This window comes from Pseudomonas sp. D4-21 (assembly GCF_051132125.1).
Taxonomy (GTDB): Bacteria; Pseudomonadota; Gammaproteobacteria; order Pseudomonadales; family Pseudomonadaceae; genus Aquipseudomonas.
Genome location: NZ_CP071664.1, coordinates 2,714,079 through 2,732,196 on the forward strand (window position 1 = coordinate 2,714,079; position 18,118 = coordinate 2,732,196).

17 protein-coding genes and 2 pseudogenes are annotated in these 18,118 nt (G+C 62.9%); 10 read left to right on the plus strand and 9 right to left on the minus strand.

Annotation, left to right across the window (positions count from 1 at the left end; genetic code table 11):
* Window positions 1–45: 45 nt before the first annotated feature.
* Window positions 46–159 (minus strand): annotated as a pseudogene (locus tag J3Q04_RS12145) (hypothetical protein); the annotation flags it as partial.
* Between J3Q04_RS12145 and J3Q04_RS12150 the strand changes: the two are divergent.
* The 9 genes and pseudogenes from J3Q04_RS12150 to J3Q04_RS12190 all read left to right on the plus strand — a co-directional run.
* A pseudogene (locus J3Q04_RS12150) lies at window positions 104–339 on the plus strand (LysR substrate-binding domain-containing protein); the annotation flags it as partial. The pseudogenes J3Q04_RS12145 and J3Q04_RS12150 overlap by 56 nt on opposite strands.
* Before the next feature lie 228 nt (window positions 340–567).
* On the plus strand, window positions 568–1,872 hold the full coding sequence (locus J3Q04_RS12155; RefSeq protein WP_434611586.1) for a flavin-containing monooxygenase: 1,305 nt from the start codon (window positions 568–570) through the stop codon (window positions 1,870–1,872).
* Entirely contained in the window at window positions 1,872–2,282 is a 411-nt protein-coding gene (locus J3Q04_RS12160) for a RidA family protein (RefSeq protein WP_003201555.1), read from the plus strand. Before J3Q04_RS12155 ends, J3Q04_RS12160 begins: the two co-directional genes overlap by 1 nt.
* A gap of 10 nt (window positions 2,283–2,292) precedes the next feature.
* A complete protein-coding gene (locus J3Q04_RS12165; RefSeq protein WP_434605872.1) occupies window positions 2,293–2,967 on the plus strand; it encodes a DUF1028 domain-containing protein in 675 nt (224 codons plus the stop codon).
* Window positions 2,960–4,129: an acetylornithine deacetylase gene (argE, locus tag J3Q04_RS12170; RefSeq protein WP_434605870.1), complete on the plus strand. Its 1,170-nt coding sequence runs from the start codon at window positions 2,960–2,962 to the stop codon at window positions 4,127–4,129. Before J3Q04_RS12165 ends, argE begins: the two co-directional genes overlap by 8 nt.
* Window positions 4,130–4,144: 15 nt before the next feature.
* Complete coding sequence (locus tag J3Q04_RS12175; protein WP_434605868.1) at window positions 4,145–5,638, plus strand: aldehyde dehydrogenase; 1,494 nt, start codon at window positions 4,145–4,147, stop codon at window positions 5,636–5,638.
* Window positions 5,639–5,702: 64 nt separating this feature from the next.
* Complete coding sequence (locus J3Q04_RS12180) at window positions 5,703–7,145, plus strand: APC family permease (RefSeq protein ID WP_434605866.1); 1,443 nt, start codon at window positions 5,703–5,705, stop codon at window positions 7,143–7,145.
* A complete protein-coding gene (locus J3Q04_RS12185) occupies window positions 7,145–8,527 on the plus strand; it encodes an aspartate aminotransferase family protein (RefSeq protein WP_434558970.1) in 1,383 nt (460 codons plus the stop codon). Before J3Q04_RS12180 ends, J3Q04_RS12185 begins: the two co-directional genes overlap by 1 nt.
* 74 nt (window positions 8,528–8,601) lie before the next feature.
* Window positions 8,602–9,618, plus strand: coding sequence for an ABC transporter substrate-binding protein (locus J3Q04_RS12190; protein WP_434564110.1), 1,017 nt, complete (start codon window positions 8,602–8,604; stop codon window positions 9,616–9,618).
* 193 nt (window positions 9,619–9,811) lie between these two features.
* On the opposite strand, the gene J3Q04_RS12195 is transcribed toward J3Q04_RS12190, so the two are convergent.
* The 5 genes from J3Q04_RS12195 to J3Q04_RS12215 all read right to left on the minus strand — a co-directional run bounded on the left by J3Q04_RS12195 (window position 9,812) and on the right by J3Q04_RS12215 (window position 14,731).
* Entirely contained in the window at window positions 9,812–10,723 is a 912-nt protein-coding gene (locus J3Q04_RS12195) for a LysR family transcriptional regulator (protein ID WP_420763830.1), read from the minus strand.
* Between the two features lie 220 nt (window positions 10,724–10,943).
* Window positions 10,944–12,146 (minus strand): NAD(P)/FAD-dependent oxidoreductase, encoded by a 1,203-nt coding sequence (locus tag J3Q04_RS12200; protein WP_434605863.1) that lies wholly within the window; start codon window positions 12,144–12,146, stop codon window positions 10,944–10,946.
* 324 nt (window positions 12,147–12,470) lie between these two features.
* Complete coding sequence (locus J3Q04_RS12205) at window positions 12,471–12,845, minus strand: response regulator transcription factor (protein WP_434605861.1); 375 nt, start codon at window positions 12,843–12,845, stop codon at window positions 12,471–12,473.
* 100 nt (window positions 12,846–12,945) lie between these two features.
* Entirely contained in the window at window positions 12,946–13,596 is a 651-nt protein-coding gene (locus J3Q04_RS12210) for a response regulator transcription factor (RefSeq protein WP_434605859.1), read from the minus strand.
* Complete coding sequence (locus tag J3Q04_RS12215; protein ID WP_434611584.1) at window positions 13,556–14,731, minus strand: sensor histidine kinase; 1,176 nt, start codon at window positions 14,729–14,731, stop codon at window positions 13,556–13,558. The genes J3Q04_RS12210 and J3Q04_RS12215 overlap by 41 nt, the downstream gene beginning before the upstream one ends.
* 389 nt (window positions 14,732–15,120) lie before the next feature.
* Between J3Q04_RS12215 and J3Q04_RS12220 the strand changes: the two genes are divergently transcribed.
* Window positions 15,121–16,062 carry a LysR family transcriptional regulator gene (locus tag J3Q04_RS12220; protein ID WP_434558962.1) on the plus strand — a complete coding sequence of 314 codons (942 nt, stop codon included), beginning with the start codon at window positions 15,121–15,123 and terminating at the stop codon, window positions 16,060–16,062.
* A gap of 19 nt (window positions 16,063–16,081) precedes the next feature.
* Here J3Q04_RS12220 and J3Q04_RS12225 read toward each other — a convergent pair whose 3' ends face one another.
* The 3 genes from J3Q04_RS12225 to J3Q04_RS12235 form a co-directional block, all read right to left on the minus strand.
* Window positions 16,082–17,101, minus strand: coding sequence for a GlxA family transcriptional regulator (locus J3Q04_RS12225; protein ID WP_420763835.1), 1,020 nt, complete (start codon window positions 17,099–17,101; stop codon window positions 16,082–16,084).
* 114 nt (window positions 17,102–17,215) lie between these two features.
* Window positions 17,216–17,620, minus strand: a complete 405-nt coding sequence (locus tag J3Q04_RS12230; protein WP_420763836.1) for a cupin domain-containing protein — start codon at window positions 17,618–17,620, stop codon at window positions 17,216–17,218.
* 143 nt (window positions 17,621–17,763) lie between these two features.
* The gene (locus J3Q04_RS12235; protein ID WP_420763837.1) at window positions 17,764–18,057 is read right to left on the minus strand and encodes a putative quinol monooxygenase; all 294 of its coding nucleotides are present in this window, start codon (window positions 18,055–18,057) and stop codon (window positions 17,764–17,766) included.
* Window positions 18,058–18,118: the final 61 nt, after the last annotated feature.

An 18,118-nucleotide genomic window follows, 5' to 3' on the forward strand; every position in this document is an offset into this window, starting at 1 on the left:
GCGAACGCCAACGCGGCCGGCGCTAAAGTCCTCGATCACCGACTTGACCTCCTCTTTGAGGAAGCGTGCGCGATGCTCGATCGAGCCGCCGTAGGCATCGGTGCGCCTGGTTGGCCCCGATGGCAATGAAGGAGAAGTGCAGATACCCAGCCGCTTCAACGCCGATACCGCGCAAGCCTTGCGCCAGGCCCGGTGGCGGGGCTGGGCATCGCCGTGCTGCCGTCAGCCCTGAGCAGCCTGGAAGCTGGCCGGTTGGTGCGTGTATTGCCGCAATACCAACGCAGTGGTTTTGGTTTGAACGTGCTCTATCCAAGTCGGCGACAATTGCCTCGGGCGCTTCCACAGGCCCAATGCCGGGTGAACCGCCCCTGCCTGGCGCGATTTTGTTCCAACCAGTTTTTTCCTTCCCAGCCACAACAAAAACCCTCGTTTCGTAAATTCCCGCCTGCCAACACAATCGCCTCGACAGCTTGTTTCGATAGCTGCAATCGCAGAACAACAAGAAACCGGAACCCGAGGCGGCGACACGCCGACTTGAGCCAAACCCTCTGCCGGAAGTGCCAAGACATGCCCGTTGAAACCCTACGCATCGATACGCTTGTAATAGGCGCCGGCCAGGCCGGCGTCGCCATGAGTGAACATTTGAGCCGCCAAGGCGTGCCGCATCTGGTGGTGGAGCGCGACCGCATCGCCGAAGCCTGGCGCACGGCGCGCTGGGACTCGCTGGTCGCCAACGGCCCGGCCTGGCATGACCGCTTTCCTGGGCTGGAATTCGACGGCCTGGATCCCGATGCGTTCGCCTCCAAGGACCAGGTGGCCGAGTACTTCGAAGCCTACGCCCGCAAGTTCAACGCGCCGATCCGCACGGGTGTGGAAGTGCGCAAGGTCGAGCGCACTGTCGGTCGCCCAGGTTTTACTATTGATACCTCCGACGGTGTGATCGAAGCCACTAACGTGGTGGTCGCCACCGGGCCCTTCCAACGTCCCGTCATCCCGCCCATCGCGCCGCAGATGCCTGCGGTCACCCAGATTCACTCGGCGCAATACCGCAACCCCGGGCAGTTGGCCGAAGGCGCCGTGCTCGTGGTGGGAGCGGGGTCGTCGGGGGTGCAGATCGCCGATGAATTGCAGCGGGCCGGCAAGCAGGTCTACCTCTCTGTCGGTGCCCATGATCGTCCGCCACGCGCCTATCGCAATCGGGATTTCTGCTGGTGGCTCGGGGTGCTGGGCGAGTGGGATGCCGAGGCGGTCAAGCCGGGCAAGGAGCACGTGACCATCGCTGTGAGTGGCGCCCGGGGCGGCCACACCGTGGATTTCCGCCGGCTGGCCCACGAGGGCATCACGCTGGTGGGCCTGACCCGAGCGTTCAACGGCCACGTAGTGAGTTTCGAATCCAACCTTGCCGAAAACGTCGCCCGTGGCGATGAAAACTACCTGGCGTTGCTCGACGCCGCCGATGCCTATATCGAGCGCAATGGCCTGGACCTGCCGCCCGAGCCCGAGGCGCGCCGGCTATTGCCCGATCCTGAATGCATGACCCATCCGATCCTTGAGCTGGACCTGGTCGAGGCGGATGTCAGCACCATCATCTGGGCCACCGGGTACTCGGTGGATTACAGCTGGCTGAACGTCGATGCGTTCAAAGCCGATGGCAAGCCTCGGCATCAGCGTGGGGTCTGCAGCGAACCTGGCCTCTATTTTGTCGGCCTGCCTTGGCTGTCGCGCCGGGGGTCGGCGTTCATCTGGGGCGTGTGGCACGACGCCCGGCATATCACCGACCACATCGTCAAACAGCGCACGTATCTCGACTACCGCGATGCATCCCAGCGCATTTCGCCACCTTTGAAAACCAGCCTGACGGGAGTTCGTTGATGCCTACTCACACTCGCATCCGCATGTTCAACACCAAGGACACCTACCCCAACCAGACCCTGGACAACGACCTGTGCCAGGCCGTGCGCGCGGGCAATACCGTTTACGTCCGTGGGCAGGTCGGCACCGATTTCAACGGCCAGCTGGTGGGCCTCGGCGATCCGCGGGCCCAGGCCGAACAGGCCATGCGCAACGTCAAGCAACTGCTCGAGGAAGCCGGCAGTGACCTGAGCCACATCGTCAAGACCACCACCTACCTGATCGACCCGCGCTACCGCGAGCCGGTGTACCAGGAGGTCGGCAAATGGCTCAAGGGCGTGTTCCCGATTTCCACCGGGCTGGTGGTCAGCGCCCTCGGCCAGCCGCAGTGGCTGATGGAAATCGATGTGATCGCGGTCATCCCCGAATAAGGAGCACGACATGACGTTTTCCATCGTCGGACGCTGCGCCGAAACCGGCCAGTTGGGCATCGCCATCAGCTCGTCGAGCATTGCCGTCGGCGCCCGTTGCCCCTGGCTGCGGGCAGGGGTTGGCGCGGTGTCGAGCCAGAACATTACATTGCCTGCGCTGGGCCCGCAGATCCTCGACGAATTGGCCGCCGGTTCGGTGGCCCAAGAGGCGCTGGACCGTGCCCTGGCACGCAACGGCTACAGCGAGTATCGCCAGGTGGCCGTGGTGGATGCCCAGGGGCGCACGGCGGTTTTCAGCGGTCGCCACGCGTTGGGCGTCCATGGCGCCGGGGTCGGCGAACAATGTGTGGCGGCCGGCAACTTGCTGGCGGGCGACGGGGTCATTGCCGCAATGGTCACGGCATTCGAACAGGGTGAGGGCAGCCTCGCGTCCCGCCTGTTGGGCGCGTTACAGGCGGGCCAGGCCGCAGGCGGAGAAGCCGGGGCGGTGCATTCGGCGACGTTGTCGGTGGTGGATGACCTGACCTGGCCAATCGTCGATCTACGGGTCGATTGGGCGGATGAAAATCCCATCGGCGAACTGGAAAAACTCTGGCTCGCCTATCAGCCGCAGTTGCAGGACTACCTCACTCGCGCCCTCGATCCAACCCAGGCGCCCAGCTACGGGGTGCCGGGCGATGAGTGAGTTGCGCAGCCGTGCATTACTCGCCGAGCTGGTGGGCTTTGCCACGGTCAGCCGCGATTCGAACCTGGCGTTGATCGAGTTCGTTCGCGATTACCTGCACGGCCTGGGCGTGACCAGCGAGCTGATCTACAACACGGAACGGACCAAGGCCAACCTGCTGGCGAGCATCGGCCCGTCGGTGCCGGGCGGCGTGGTGTTGTCCGGGCACACTGATGTAGTGCCGGTGGACGGGCAAGCCTGGACCGCGGAGCCGTTCCGCCTTAGCGAGCGGGACGGCAATTTGTTCGGACGCGGTACGGCGGACATGAAAGGCTACCTGGCCTCGGTGCTGGCTGCGGTGCCGACATTCCTGTCCAGCCCGTTGAAGCGTCCTGTACACCTGGCGTTCTCTTATGACGAAGAAATCGGTTGCCTGGGCGTGCGCGGCCTGCTGGAAGTCCTGCCGCAACGCGTCCCGCAACCGGCCTTGTGCCTGATCGGCGAGCCCACCGAGCTGCGACCGGTGTTGGGCCACAAGGGCAAGTTGGCGATGCGTTGCCACGTCAAGGGCGCGCCTTGCCATTCCGCCTATGCGCCTTACGGGGTCAATGCCATCGAACAGGCGGCGCGCTTGATCGGCCATCTGGGTGAGATCGGTGCGGAGCTGGCCGAGCCCTCACGACACGATCCGCGTTTCGACCCGGCGTATTCGACCGTACAGGTCGGCGTGATCCAGGGCGGCACGGCATTGAACATTGTCCCGGCCGATTGCCGCTTCGATTTCGAGGTGCGCGCCTTGCCGGACTTCGCCCCGCAGGCAGTGGTCGAGCAGTTGCGCGATTACGCCGAACAGACGCTGCTGCCCAGGATGAAGGCAATAAACGCCGACACCGCCATTCGTTTCGAACCCTTGTCCGCTTACCCGGGCCTGGCGACCTCGCCGCACAGCGCGGCCGCGCGCCTGGTGGCCCGGCTGTGCGGCAACGACGGTTTCGGCACCGTGGCGTTCGGCACCGAGGGCGGGCTGTTCCACCAGGCCGGCATCCCAACGGTGGTGTGCGGCCCCGGCAGCATGGACCAAGGCCACAAACCCGACGAATACGTGAGCGTCGAGCAAATGGCTGCCTGCGATCGCTTGATGGACCGCCTGGCGGTTTACCTCAGCGAACCCAATGACGTTTGATCCAAGGAAATACCCGTGAACGAATTCAATGATTGGAAGGCGCGTGCCGCTCAAGTGCGCCTGCGCGACAGCGCCCTGATCGACGGCGAGCCCCACGAAGCCCTCGATGGCGCCCGATTCGAAGTGATCAACCCCGCCAACGGCGTGTTGCTCGCCAATGTCGTGGCCTGCGCTGAACCGGAAGTGGACCTTGCCGTGAAAAGCGCACGCAAGGCATTCGAGCAGGGCCCTTGGGCGCGCATGGCGCCCAGCGAGCGCAAGGCCGTGTTGTTGCGTTTGTCTCAGTTGATGCTGGCTCATCGCGAGGAACTGGCGCTGCTGGATTGCTTGAGCATGGGCAAACCGGTCATGGATGCCTGGAACATCGACGTGCCGGGTGCCGCCCATGTGTTTGCCTGGTATGGCGAAAGCCTCGACAAACTCTACGACCAGGTCGCGCCCTCGGCGGCGAACGTCCTCGCCACGATTACCCGCGTTCCGCTCGGCGTGATTGCGGCGGTGGTGCCGTGGAATTTTCCGTTGGACATGGCGGCCTGGAAAGTCGCGCCAGCGTTGGCGGCGGGCAACAGTGTCGTGCTCAAGCCGGCGGAGCAATCGCCGTTTTCGGCCCTGCGCCTGGCTGAACTGGCCCTCGAGGCAGGCGTGCCACCGGGTGTGCTCAACGTCGTGCCGGGCCTGGGCGAGCAGGCCGGGCGGGCGCTCGGCTTGCACCCGGACGTCGATTCGCTGGTGTTCACCGGATCGACCGAGGTCGGTAAATATTTCATGCAGTACTCGGCCCAGTCGAACCTCAAGCAGGTCTGGCTGGAGTGCGGTGGCAAGAGCCCGAACCTGGTGTTTGCCGATTGTCAGGACCTTGACCTGGCGGCGCGCAAAGCCGCGTTCGGAATCTTCTTCAACCAAGGCGAAGTGTGCTCGGCCAACTCGCGGTTGTTGGTCCAACGGTCGATTCACGACGCGTTCGTAGAACGCCTGGTGGAACAGGCTCGCCTGTGGCAACCCGGCGATCCGTTGGACCCTGCGAGCCCTGCCGGCGCTATCGTCGATGCGCGTCAGACCGCGAGGGTCATGCAATACATCCAGCAGGCCAAGGCTGAAGGCGCACGCCTGGTGTGTGGGGGACGCCAACTGAACATCGATGGGTCGAGCAATTTCATCGAACCGACGATCTTCACCGAGGTGCGCCCAACCATGCAATTGGCCCGTGAAGAGGTGTTCGGGCCGGTGCTGGCAATCAGCGTGTTCGATGACGAAGAGCAGGCCATCGCCATGGCCAACGAACACATCTACGGCCTGGCGGCCTCCGTGTGGACCGACGACCTGAACCGGGCCCACCGTGTGGCGCGGCGTTTGAACGCGGGCACGGTGTCGGTCAATACCGTGGACGCCCTCGACGTCACCGTGCCCTTTGGCGGCGGCAAGCAATCGGGCTTCGGACGCGATCTGTCGCTGCACGCCTTCGACAAATACACACAACTGAAGACCACCTGGATCCAGCTGCGCAGCTGACCGCGGTCCAGGTCGTCGTTCGCAATCGATTTGTTCTCCCTAAAAAAAGAAAACGGAGCAACCGATGGACAGTTCCTCAAGCGTGCCGCTACAAACCGTTACGTCATCGCAGGTCGGCCCACGCAAACGGCTGGGCCTGAGTGCCCTGTTGGCCGTCGCCGTGGGCCTGGTGGTTTCCCAGGGCGTCATGGTGCTGATGCTGCAAGGGGCCGGGATCGCCGGGCTGGGCTTCGTGATTCCGTTGGCCTTGGCCTGGCTGTTGGCCCTGAGCTACGCCTGTTCGTTTTCCGAACTGGCCTTGATGATTCCGCGCGCAGGCAGCCTGAGCAGTTACACCGAAGTCGCCATCGGCCAGTTCCCGGCGATCCTGGCGACGTTTTCCGGTTATGTGGTGGTGGCGATGTTTGCCCTGTCGGCGGAACTGCTGCTGATGGAATTCATCATCGACAAGGTCTACCCGCACTCGATGCCGCCGTTGAGTGTCGCGGTTGGCGTGCTGTGCCTGTTCACGGTGCTCAACCTGTTCAACATCGACATTTTCTCTCGGCTTCAAACGGTGTTGGCCTTGGTCATGACGGTGATGCTGTTGGTCATGGGCCTCGGCGCCTTGGCGAGCGATGGGGCAGGCAGCGTATCGACGTTGGTGGCGGCTACGGGCTGGAACCCCATGGGGCTCGGTGTCATTGCCCTGACCGCGATGGCGGTGTGGGGATTTGTCGGGGCCGAATTCGTCTGCCCACTGGTCGAGGAAACCCGCCGTCCGGAACGCAACATCCCGGCCTCGATGATGATTGGCCTGACGGTGATCTTCGTCATTATCTGCCTGTATTGCCTGGGCGCTTTGCTCACCGTTCCCCAGGCTGAGCTCGCCAGCAATGGCTTGCCGCACTATCTGTTCGCGACTTCGGTGTTCGGCGAGGCCGGGCAGGTATTCCTGGTGACCGCCGCCATCACCGCAACGTGCAGTACGCTGAACAGTTCCCTCGCTGCCATACCGCGCATGTTGCTGGGCATGGCCCGTAGCGGCCAGGCGTTCGGCATCTTCAAGCGCCAGGGCAAGCGCAGCGGTGCTCCTTGGGTGGCGGTGCTGTTCGTGGCGCTGGTTACCGGCTTGCCGCTGCTGCTGATGCACGACACGCCCGACGCCATCAACCTTTTGCTTCTGGCGGCGGCCCTGGCCTGGCTGCTGGCCTATGTCATCACTCACATCAACGTGATTGCCCTGCGGCGCCGCTATCCCCATGTCCACCGGCCGTTTCGCACGCCGTTCTACCCGGTGCCGCAGCTGTTCGGCATTGCCGGCATGCTCTTTGCCATCTGGCACGTGTCCCCCAGCCCTGAAATGACTGTTCCGATCTTCGCCAGCGCTGGCGCGGTGCTGGGCATCGTTTCGCTGATCGCGCTGGTGTGGGTCAAGTGCGTGATGGGCAAACCGCTGTTCAAGCCCGAGCCGCTGGCGTCTGTCCAGGGCACCGAAACCGACAAGATCAACAAAGGAGACCTTTAATGAACGCGCCATTGAACCCGAACCGCAGCACCCGCGAATATCAGGCCCTGGATGCGGCGCACCACATCCATGCGTTTCTCGACCAGAAAGCCCTCAATGCCGAAGGGCCACGGGTCATCGTCCGTGGCGAAGGGCTGGCGCTCTGGGACAACGATGGCAAGCGTTATCTGGACGGCATGTCGGGCCTTTGGTGCACCAACCTGGGCTATGGGCGCCAGGACCTGGCGGCAGCGGCCAGCCGTCAGTTGGAGCAATTGCCGTACTACAACATGTTCTTCCACACCACCCATCCGGCCGTGGTGGAGCTGTCCGAGCTGCTGTTCAGCCTGCTGCCGGATCATTACAGCCACGCCATCTACACCAACTCCGGCTCCGAGGCCAACGAGGTGCTGATTCGAACCGTGCGCCGCTATTGGCAGATCCTCGGCAAGGCGCAGAAGAAAATCATGATCGGTCGTTGGAACGGCTATCACGGCTCGACCCTGGGCGCGTCGGCGCTGGGCGGCATGAAGTTCATGCACGAAATGGGCGGGGTGATTCCGGATGTCGCGCACATCGACGAGCCGTACTGGTTCGCCCACGAAGGTGACCTGACCCCAGCCGAGTTTGGCCTGCGGGCGGCCCGGCAGTTGGAAGAGAAAATCCTCGAACTGGGCGCCGAGAATGTCGCGGCGTTCGTGGCCGAACCCTTCCAGGGGGCCGGCGGCATGATTTTTCCGCCAGAGAGCTACTGGCCGGAAATCCAACGCATTTGCCGGCAGTACGACGTATTGCTGTGCGCCGACGAAGTCATCGGTGGCTTCGGTCGCACCGGCGAATGGTTCGCCCATGAGTATTTCGGCTTCGAGCCCGACACATTGTCCATCGCCAAGGGCCTGACCAGCGGCTACATCCCCATGGGTGGCCTGGTCCTGTCCAAACGCATGGCCGAAGTGTTGGTGGAGCAGGGCGGCGTGTTCGCCCACGGCCTGACTTATTCCGGGCACCCGGTGGCGGCCGCGGTGGCGATTGCCAACCTAAAGGCCCTGCGCGACGAGGGCATCGTGACACGGGTCAAGGACGACACGGGGCCGTATTTGCAACGGTGCCTGCGGGAAACGTTCGACGGGCACCCGCTGATCGGCGAGATCCAGGGCGCCGGCATGGTCGCGGCCCTGCAACTGGCCGAAGACAGGAACAGCCGCAAGCGCTTTGCCAACGAAAACGAAATGGCCTGGCAATGCCGCACCTTCGGCTTCGAGGAGGGCCTGATCATTCGCTCCACCTTGGGCCGGATGATCATGGCCCCGGCGCTCGTGGCCAGCCATGCCGATATCGATGAACTGGTCGACAAGACCCGTATTGCTGTAGACCGCACCGCCCGCGCTTACGGTCGCCTCTGAGTCCGTCGCCGGCTCGTGCGGGCGAGCCGGCATTTTCGAGGAACCGATTCATGTCCACATCCTTGCGTTACAACATGGCGTGTGCCCTGGCGTTGCTGAGTACCAGCGTCCTGGCCGCGCCACAAAGCCTGACCGTGATTTCATTCGGCGGCGCCACCAAGTTGGCCCAGGACAAGGCCTACTTCCAACCCTTCAACGCCAGCGGTGCGGGAAACATCGTGGCCGGCGAGTACAACGGCGAGCTGTCGAAGATCAAGGCGATGGTCGCGGCCGGGCATACCAGTTGGGATGTGGTCGAAGTGGAGAGCCCCGAACTGCTGCGTGGTTGCGAGGAAGGCTTGTTCGAAAGACTCGACCCGGCGGCCATAGGGAAGCCTGCGGATTTCGTTCCGGGAGCGCTCACTGAGTGCGGCGTGGCCACGTACGTCTGGTCGATGGTCCTGGCCTATGACCAGAGCAAGCTCGCCAAGGCACCCACCTCCTGGGCCGATTTCTGGAACGTGACCGAATACCCGGGCAAGCGTGGGTTGCGCAAGGGGGCCAAGTACACCCTGGAAATCGCCTTGCTGGCGGACGGCGTCAAGACAGAAGATGTGTACAAGGTCTTGAATACGCCGGAAGGCGTGGCGCGGGCATTTGCCAAGCTGGACCAGATCAAGCCGAATATCCAGTGGTGGGAGGCGGGCGCCCAGCCGGCGCAATGGCTGGTGGCCGGGGATGTGGCGATGAGCGCAGCCTACAACGGTCGCATCGCCTCGGCGCAGAAAGAGGGCATGAAACTGAGCATCGTCTGGCCGCAAAGCCTGTATGACCCGGAATATTGGGCGGTGGTGAAAGGCACGCCAAACAAGGCCTTGGCGGAGAAATTCATTGCCTTCGCCAGCCAGCCGCAGACCCAGAAAGTCTTCTCGGAGAACATCCCCTACGGACCGGTGCATCGCCAGACACTGGGCCTGCTGCCCGCTGAAGTCCGCGAGCAACTGCCCACCGCCGAGGCCAACCTGGCACAGGCGCAAGCGGTGGACGCGGAGTTCTGGGTCGACCATGGCGAAGAGCTGGAACAGCGCTTCAACGCCTGGGCGGCTCGCTAGTATCCAACCTAATATCGAACCGCTCTTGTGGCGAGGGAGCTTGCTCCCGCTGGGGTGCGAAGCACCCCCTTTACCCTGTGATCGCGGTGTAGCAGGTGGACCGCGTCAGGTTTTTGGGGCTGCTGCGCCCGAGGCGTCGGACCGGCCCAGCGGGAGCAAGCTCCCTCGCCACGGAGGTATGAGGCTCGCCGGTCTACGCCAGCCATTCCCCGAACTGCTCCTTGCAGTAATCCACGAACAGCTGCGCCGGCTTGGTCAGGTGCGCGCGCTTGAGCCAGCCGGCCACCAGGGCCGAACCGGTTACGTCCTCGGCGATGCTGACGCACACCACGTCCTGTCCGTCGTAGGTGCAGCTCGATTGCGGGCGGGTCACCAACACGGCGAAACCAAATCCCTGGCCGACCATGCCGCGCACCATTTCGATGGAGGGCGAGCTGAAGACGATGTTTGGCGTCAGGCCCAGCTCCTCGAAAATACTGACGAAATAGGTGCGGCTGGGCTGCACATCCAAGAGGATCATCGGCTCAAGCGCCAGGTCGCGAAGCGATACCTGGGATTGATTGGCAAAGCGGTGTCCGGCCGGCAGCAGTGCGTACGGCCGTTGCGGTGCCGTGAGCGCTTCGGTTTCGATCGTGCTGTCGAGATCGTGCTCATAAAAAATCGCCAGGTCGAAACGTCCACCGGTCAGGCCTTGAACCAACTCCTGCTGTTCGCCGTCCTGCACGCGGATCTCCACGCCAGGAAAACGCTCGCGAAAACCGGCGATCAGCCGTGGCAGGTAGAGCGGGGCGACGGTCTCGAAGCAGCCGATGTCGATCTGCCCGCTGACGACGTCATTGTCGGCCAACGCGTTCTGTTCGAATTCCCGGGCCATGCGCAGCAGCTCCTGGGCCTTTCGATAGAAACGCGCACCGGCCGGCGTCAGCGAGACGCCCTGGGCGTGATGACGGATCAACAACTGCACGCCGAAACTGTCTTCCAGGCCCTTGACCGCCGTGGCAATCGACGGTTGGGCGATATACAGCTTGCGGGAGGCTTCGGCGACGCTGCCACACTCCACGGTGGTGACGAAGTACTTCAACTGACGCAGGGAGTAGGACGCCACGGCACACCTCGGTCCGGATGATTTTGCCTACCTTACCGTGAGCCGCTTGCGCAGCGCGACGGGCGTTGCAACGGATTTTGCTGGGCAGTGGCGATATCCAGGCTGGCTTGTCGGACGGGCATAAAAAACGCCCGCCGAAAAAACCTTGGCAGGCGTTTGGGAAAGTCCGGCACAGAAGGAGGGACTGGCCGGTTGGCGCGTGAGTTTCAGGGCATTGGGATCAGGCGACAGGGATCAATGGATCCGCGGCAGCCAGTGCGGTGGCGCGGTCGGCGGCGGGTGGATAGATCCACACAGAGTTGATCTGGGTCTTGAGGTCCTTCGCTTCTTGTCCGACCAACTTGACCTGGCGATCCCAACCTTCGGTGTACACCGCGCCCCAGCCGCCAAGGTCCAGGCACGTCACGTACTTGGGTTGGCTGTAGGTCATCGGCGCGACGCCCAGCAGATCGGCTGCCACATTGTTGCCCGCGTAGCGGCCGAGGGCGATGGCGTGCTGGCAGGACATCGCCGCGTAATTGCCCAGGTCGTCGGTGGCAGCATAGGCCACGTCGCCGGTGGCGAAGATATCGCTCTGTCCGAGCACCTTCAGGTTCCCGTCGACATGCAGCCGGCCCTGGCGATCGTGGGTGCCGGGCACTTGTTCGGTCAGCGGGCTGGCGCGGAAACCGACGGTCCAGATGACAGTCCTGGATTCGATGCGCTGGCCGTCCGACAGCGTGACGCCTCCGGCATCCACCGATTCGACCGAGGCATTGAGCATCCACTCGATGCCAAGGTGGTCGGACGCTTCGATGATCGAAGGGCTGATTCCTTCGCCCAACGCCGCACCGATTGTCGGGCCCCGGTCGACCACGATCACGCGGATGTTGGCGTCGCTGCCCAGGACGGCGCGCAGGCGGGCGGGCATCTCAGTGGCGGTTTCGATCCCGGTAAACCCGCCGCCGGCCACCACCACGGTGTTGCGAGCGGGGCTGTCGGGCAGGGTGGCGAGGGATTTCAGGTGGGCTTCGAGGCGCGTCGCCTGTTCGATCTCATCGACGTCGAACGCATGCTCCAGCATGCCCTCAAGGTCGGGGCGAACCAGCTTGCTGCCTGCTGCCAGGACCAGTCGGTCATAGCCCAGCGTGCCTTGGCCGCCAAACACGTCGCGATAGCCGATCTGCTTGCGGTTGACGTCGATGCTCTCGGCAAAGCCTTGGACGAAATTTACCCCGACCGCGTCGAACAACCCGGCCAACGGCGCCATCATGGTGTGGACGTCGGGTTCGTAGAAACGCGGGCGGATGCGCAACTCCGCCTGGGGCGCCAAGACGCTGATCTGTACGTCATTGCGATCATGCTGGTCGAGCAGGCGAGCCGCGCTGAGTGCGCTCCATACGCCGCCAAAACCGGCGCCGACGATCAAGATTTGCTGTTTCATGAGGTGCTCCCGAAGACTGAGTCGATACGTTGAATTTGTTTGATGTTTCAGCGTGACCGTGTTGCGAAACGCCCGGAGGTGCTTGGCCTGATGGGGTGAATCATTAGGCGCATTCAGCTTCGGTTCGCTATTGGAAATGGTATTCGTCGGCGGGAGCCGCGGCACTTCTACATAGGGTCAGTGGCGGCATGCGTGGGTGTTAGGGGGGCTATACGAAGGTATTAAAATCGTTGGGTTGTGGATTTTCAGCAGCCGCAGAACGATGCGCACCCCGTTACGCTTGTGGGAGCGAGCCTGCTCGCGAAGAGGCCACTGCAACCGCCTTCACCCCTCGCTACCCATCACCGATTCAATGCAGGCAATCAACTCACCACAATCAAACGGCTTGGGAAAAACCGCCACCGGGCTCATCCCGCCCGAGCGGGTTCGCGGCGGTACGGCAGGCAGGCCCGTTATGAAAATAAGCGGAATCTCGATGCCGCGGGCACGAAGCTCATCGCACAGTTGAATCCCGGTCATCCCCGGCATTTGAATGTCCGACAGCAAGCAAGCTGTATTCACATAGCCAGCTGAAGACAAGAAATCGAGAGCACTGGGGTAAGTCTTGACGCGATAACCGTGGGAGCGCAGTAAACCATCCAATGCAACTCGAACCGATTCATCGTCATCGATAATTGAAATAATTGCGGTGTCGGACATTTCGAAACCTGGCAGTAATGTCAGGACGCCATAAAGGCGTCCCTATCACTGCAAGATACGCGGTACAAAAGCCGCGCCTAGTATACGTGGGTATGAACTTTCACTGACCGCGCCCCGGGTCCAATGCCTGGGCCATGCGCACCAGCTCGGCAAACGAGCGCGCGCCCATCTTGCGCATGGCCTGGCCGCGATGAATCTTGACGGTGATTTCGCTCAAGCCGATCTGCCCGGCAATCTGTTTGTTCATCAACCCCGACGCAGCCAGGAGCATCACTTGTCGTTCCCGGGCGGTGAGGCTGGCGTGGCGGTCTTGGAGCGCCTTTTGGCTGTGCTCGGCCTCGCGACGCAGGCGGTCGCGCTGGTGGGCGGTGGACACCGCATCGATCAGGTCCTGTTCACGAAACGGCTTGGTCAGGAAGTCCACTGCGCCGGCTTTCATGGCCCTTACCGTCATGGCGATATCGCCATGGCCAGTCATGAACACGATGGGCAGGTGAACGTCGGCGCTCGCCAGCTGTTGCTGGAAGTCGAGGCCGCTGGTGCCGCGAAGGCGCACATCCAGTAGCAGGCAACTGGGCCCGTCGGCGCGTGGATGGCGCATGAAGTCTGCCACCGAGTCGAACAGCTCGACCCGCAGGCCGATGGACCGTAGCAGACTGCGGAGCGCTTGGCGTAACGACGCATCGTCATCGACCACGTAAACGATGGGCTCAGCGGTGAAGGCAGCGTTCGGGGTGTGGCTTGGGTTCATGGGCGGCGTCCTTGGCGGGGCGGGCAGAGGTAAGCAATGGCAACGAAAACGTGAACGAGGTGCCTTGTCCAGCCGCGCTGGCGGCCCAGATCCTGCCGTCATGGAAGTCGATGATGGAGCGGCAAATGGAAAGCCCGATGCCCAGGCCGTTTTCCTTGGTGGTGAAGAAGGGGGTAAACAGAGAAGGCAGGATCTCGTCGGAAATTCCGATACCGCGGTCCGCCACCTCCAATAGCACCTCGTGCTCCTGCGTCCAGGTGCGTATGCGCAGGATCCGATCGGGCGAGTCAATCGTTTCCATCGCCTGGCACGCATTGATGATCAGGTTGATGATCACTTGCTGCAGTTGCACCCGGTCGGCGTTGACCTGGCACGCCTTTGCCGCGAGGTTCGCCTTCAGGCTGATCTTGTGATGAGCCAACTGCTGGCGCACCAGGTTCAGCGACTCGTTGACGATGTCGTCCAGTAGCTCAGGCTGACGCAGAGGGTCGCATTTGCGCGCCATCGCTCGTGTACGATTGATGACTTCGCTGGCGCGACAGGCATTGGTGACGATCCGCTCCAGCGCGTCGAGGGCTTCCTTGAGGTCCGGAACCGGGCGATCGAGCCAGCGACGACAGGCCTCGCCGCTGCTGGTGATGGCGGTCAGCGGCTGGTTGACTTCATGGGCAATCGAGGCGGCCATCTCTCCCAGGGACGTCAGGCGCGTGACGTGGGCCAACTGGGCGTGGGCGCGGGACAACGCTTGCTCGGCGTGTTTGCTGGCGATCAGGGCGTTGATCAGGTAGGCCTGGTTGTGGCGCAGGCGGTCCGCGGCCTGCTTGCTGCGCAACGCGAGAAACGCAATGGCGGACAGGGCCGTCAGGCAACGAAAGAACCCAGTGATGGACTCCCAGCGGTGATAGCCACCGTTGTACGCAAACATCGCCGTCAGCAAAAACATGCACATCAGCGCTACGGTGATCACCAGGTTGATGGAAAACAGGTTCGCCGCCATCAGCAGCAAAGTGATGTACAGCAGCGTCGGCGCCAGGTCGGAATGGGTTTCGGAATTGATGATGACAATCCCGCAGGCCACCACCAGGCCCACGGCCCAGCCCAGGGCGTTGACCACTGGGTGGGCGCTGATGCGCATCGACGACTCCCCGCCCATCGGGCAGGGGATGTACCGGAAGCTGTCATAGACACTCTTGAACATCGTGGCGGGTGTGGGCACGGCGCAGACCTTCTGTTGTCCGGTGCAGCCCGAGGAAACGGGGCATCGATTTCGGATCTTAGAAGTTGCCCCTGGCATCGGGTAGGACATAAATCCCTGAATTACTGCCAACCCCGGCCGGTTGTCGATGCATACCCACGTATCAATGAATCTACCCAAAGCGTGAGTCCGGTGTCCCCCAGTACAACAGACGCCGGAGGGGCTCTGGCATAACCTTCCTGGTACGTCGTCGTTGTCCAACCGTGCAAACGGCCCGAGGCACGACGTTTCTTTGCTGACTCATTGGCCCTGTGCCTGGAATGGCTACCATGATGAACAGAAATGACCTGCGTCGTGCTGACATCAATCTGCTGGTTGTCTTCGAAACCATGATGCATGAGCGAAATGTCACACGTGTGAGCGAGAAGCTGTTTCTCGGGCAACCGACCATCAGCGCGGCCCTGGCGCGTTTGCGCTTGATGTTCGACGACCCGCTGTTCGTCAGGACCGGGCGGTTGATGGAGCCGACGTCCCGGGCCCGGGAGATTTTTTCCAACCTTTCACCCGCTTTGGACGGCATCGCCGCCGCCTTGAGTCGCTGCCAGGCGTTCGACCCTGGCACCAGCGAGGCAACGTTTCATATAGGCCTTTGCGACGATGTCGAGTACGCGCTGCTGCCGGATTTGCTGCGCCGCCTGCGGGTCGAGGCGCCGGGCACGACGTTGGTGGTGCGTCGCACCGATCAATGGCAGATGTGCCAGTTATTGGTCAGTGGGGAAATTTCCCTCGGTATCAGCCATACCCTGGAACTGCCGGCCAACGCCCGGCGCAAGGCGCTGCGCCCGATCCGGCCGATGCTGCTGCGGGCCGATTCGCGTCCCGGCGAGTTGACCCTGGACGACTTTTGCCGCCGACCCCACGCCGTGGTTTCATCCATGGGCCACGTCATCGATGATTCGGACCGCGCGTTGAGCCTGGTAGGCCGGCAGCGGCGGGTGGTGCTGACGGTACCGCAATTCAGCGCATTGCCCGTGTTGTTGGATCGCAGCGACATGATCGCCATCGTGCCCGACTATGTGGCCCGGGCTATGGCGGCAGTCGCAGGCTTGCGGGCGGAGCCGGCGCCGGTCCAATTGCCTGAGCATGAGCTGTCGATGGTCTGGCGAGGTGCCTCCCATGATGATCCAGGCGAGCGCTGGCTGCGTTCTCGTTGCTGCGCGTTCATCGCCGAGCAGGCCCAGTCGGCGCCGCAAGCCCGGCGCGTGGCCTGACGCGATCGCGCAAGCCTTCTCAAAGGGAAAACCGGCTGCGATATTCGCGCGGTGAGATCGACAGATGCCGCTGGAACGTATGGCGCATCCGTTCCTCGTCGCCGAAGCCGCACGAGCGGGCGATCTGGTCGATGTTGCGCTCGGAGTCCTCCAACAACCTTCGCGCGGCTTCGAGGCGGAACATTTCGACGGCCTTGGCCGGCGTTCGTCCGGTCTGGCGCTTGTAGACCCGGGCAAAATTGCGCGGGCTCATCCGCGCCTGCCGGGCCAGACGTTCGATGGTCAGGTCGGCCTCGTTCAGGTGCTCGGCGAGCCAGGCGTGCAATTCATCGAACCCGGCGCTGTCCTGGGTCTGGGACAGCAACAATTGGCTGAACTGTGCCTGTCCACCGGGCCGCTTGAGAAACACCACCAGTTCCCGGGCCACTTGCAGGGCCACGTCGCGACCGCAGTCGGCCTCCACCAGCGCCAGGGCCATGTCGATGCCGGCGCTTACCCCCGCGGAGGTCCAGACCTTGTCCTGTTGGATGAAGATGGCGTCCAGGTCCACTTCGATCAATGGGAAACCGCTCTTGAGCATCTCGCACATGGCCCAATGCGTGGCGGCACGGCGGCCATCGAGCAAGCCGGCCTGGGCCATGAGGAAGGTCCCGCTGCACACCGACGCCGTGCGCCGGGCCCTGGTGGAGGCCGCGCGCAGCCAGTCCACCAGCTCGACACAGTCAATCATCGCCTGACGAATGTTCGGGGCACCGGGCACGATCAGCGTGTCGATGATGACGTCGTCGAACTGATGCAGGGACGCCGTCTCGACGACCAGGCCTTCAGCGGTCTGCATCAGCCCGCCGGCCAGGCTTGCGGTGTGCATCCGATAGCCCGGCCGGCCGCGTTCGGCCATGGCTTTGGTGGCGGCCCAGAACACGGTCTGGGCGCCGGTCAGGTCCAGAAGGCCCATTTGCGGATAGGCGAGGAACACCAACGCACGCGGTTGGGACATCGACTCGGCGGCGATGTGAATGTCATGGGTCATCTCGTTCATGGTCGCGTCGGCTCGGTAGGGCGCATTTTGAGGATAAAGGTTTCGGCCTGCCCCCCCGCTTTCGCGAGCAGGCTCGCTACCACCGGAAAGCGACGGTGGGAGCGAGGCCATGGGTCATTGCTTGAGCGGAATCAGCACCGCTTCGTTCTCACCCATCACCATGAACACCAAAAGCTTTGCCGGTTGGGTGGCGCTGGCGTTCCTGGATACCAGATGCTCGGAACCGGCGGCTTCGTACCAGTACTCGCCAGCCTTGTAGGTGATGGCCGGCTCGCCCTTGACCTGGGACGTGACTGCGCCTTCGAGCACATAGGCCATGGCGGTGCCGTCATGCTTGTGGGCGATGGACGACTGGCCCGGTGCATAGTCGACGGTCAACATCATGGCTTTCTTGCCGGGCAGGTTTTTGAGCAGTTTTTCCTGAAGCACCTGAACGTTCTCCGACGGCGCGGTTTCGTGGGCGTACAGCGCGGCAACGGGAAGCAGGCTCAGGGCGGCGATCAAATAAAGCGTTTTCATGGGGCGGGTCCTTTGTGGTATCGAGTGAGTTCGCGTTCACCCTAAGCCCCAAGGTGTCGGGGACAAACGTCCAATTTATTGAAAGACGAGTAGACCGCGGTGGCGAGGGAGCAAGCTCCTCGCCACGCCAGAGATGAGCCCATTCACACCACCGGGAAACTGTTGAAATCCACGCTGCGAGCCAGGCGGCTTTCGATCAGGCTGATGAAGCCCTGGACTTCGGGGCAGTTGAAATGCGCCTGCATCGCTGCTTCCGATTGCCAGCGGGCGCTGACGTTCCAGCGGTCGTTGTCTTGCGGGCAACGGTCGACCATATAGGCGTCGCAGCCTGGCGAGGCCCGCAGGGTTTCGACGATTTGCTGCAACTGCCGGCCCAGTTCTTCCGAGCGCCCGGCGGCGGCCTGCACCTGAACGGTATTGATCACTTGGCGAGACATTGTCCTGGCTCCTGAATCAAGTCGAACGGAATCTGATGACACCCAGGCAGGATAGGCCCGG

Excerpts from the sequence above, each read along its gene's own strand:
- J3Q04_RS12155 (WP_434611586.1), top strand. The coding sequence starts at position 568 with ATGCCCGTTGAAACCCTACGCATCGATACGCTTGTAATAGGCGCCGGC.
- J3Q04_RS12160 (WP_003201555.1), top strand. The coding sequence starts at position 1,872 with ATGCCTACTCACACTCGCATCCGCATGTTCAACACCAAGGACACCTAC.
- J3Q04_RS12165 (WP_434605872.1), top strand. The coding sequence starts at position 2,293 with ATGACGTTTTCCATCGTCGGACGCTGCGCCGAAACCGGCCAGTTGGGC.
- argE (WP_434605870.1), top strand. The coding sequence starts at position 2,960 with ATGAGTGAGTTGCGCAGCCGTGCATTACTCGCCGAGCTGGTGGGCTTT.
- J3Q04_RS12180 (WP_434605866.1), top strand. The coding sequence starts at position 5,703 with ATGGACAGTTCCTCAAGCGTGCCGCTACAAACCGTTACGTCATCGCAG.
- J3Q04_RS12185 (WP_434558970.1), top strand. The coding sequence starts at position 7,145 with ATGAACGCGCCATTGAACCCGAACCGCAGCACCCGCGAATATCAGGCC.
- J3Q04_RS12190 (WP_434564110.1), top strand. The coding sequence starts at position 8,602 with ATGGCGTGTGCCCTGGCGTTGCTGAGTACCAGCGTCCTGGCCGCGCCA.
- J3Q04_RS12200 (WP_434605863.1), bottom strand. The coding sequence starts at position 12,146 with ATGAAACAGCAAATCTTGATCGTCGGCGCCGGTTTTGGCGGCGTATGG.
- J3Q04_RS12205 (WP_434605861.1), bottom strand. The coding sequence starts at position 12,845 with ATGTCCGACACCGCAATTATTTCAATTATCGATGACGATGAATCGGTT.
- J3Q04_RS12210 (WP_434605859.1), bottom strand. The coding sequence starts at position 13,596 with ATGAACCCAAGCCACACCCCGAACGCTGCCTTCACCGCTGAGCCCATC.
- J3Q04_RS12215 (WP_434611584.1), bottom strand. The coding sequence starts at position 14,731 with ATGCGCATCAGCGCCCACCCAGTGGTCAACGCCCTGGGCTGGGCCGTG.
- J3Q04_RS12220 (WP_434558962.1), top strand. The coding sequence starts at position 15,121 with ATGATGAACAGAAATGACCTGCGTCGTGCTGACATCAATCTGCTGGTT.
- J3Q04_RS12225 (WP_420763835.1), bottom strand. The coding sequence starts at position 17,101 with ATGAACGAGATGACCCATGACATTCACATCGCCGCCGAGTCGATGTCC.
- J3Q04_RS12230 (WP_420763836.1), bottom strand. The coding sequence starts at position 17,620 with ATGAAAACGCTTTATTTGATCGCCGCCCTGAGCCTGCTTCCCGTTGCC.
- J3Q04_RS12235 (WP_420763837.1), bottom strand. The coding sequence starts at position 18,057 with ATGTCTCGCCAAGTGATCAATACCGTTCAGGTGCAGGCCGCCGCCGGG.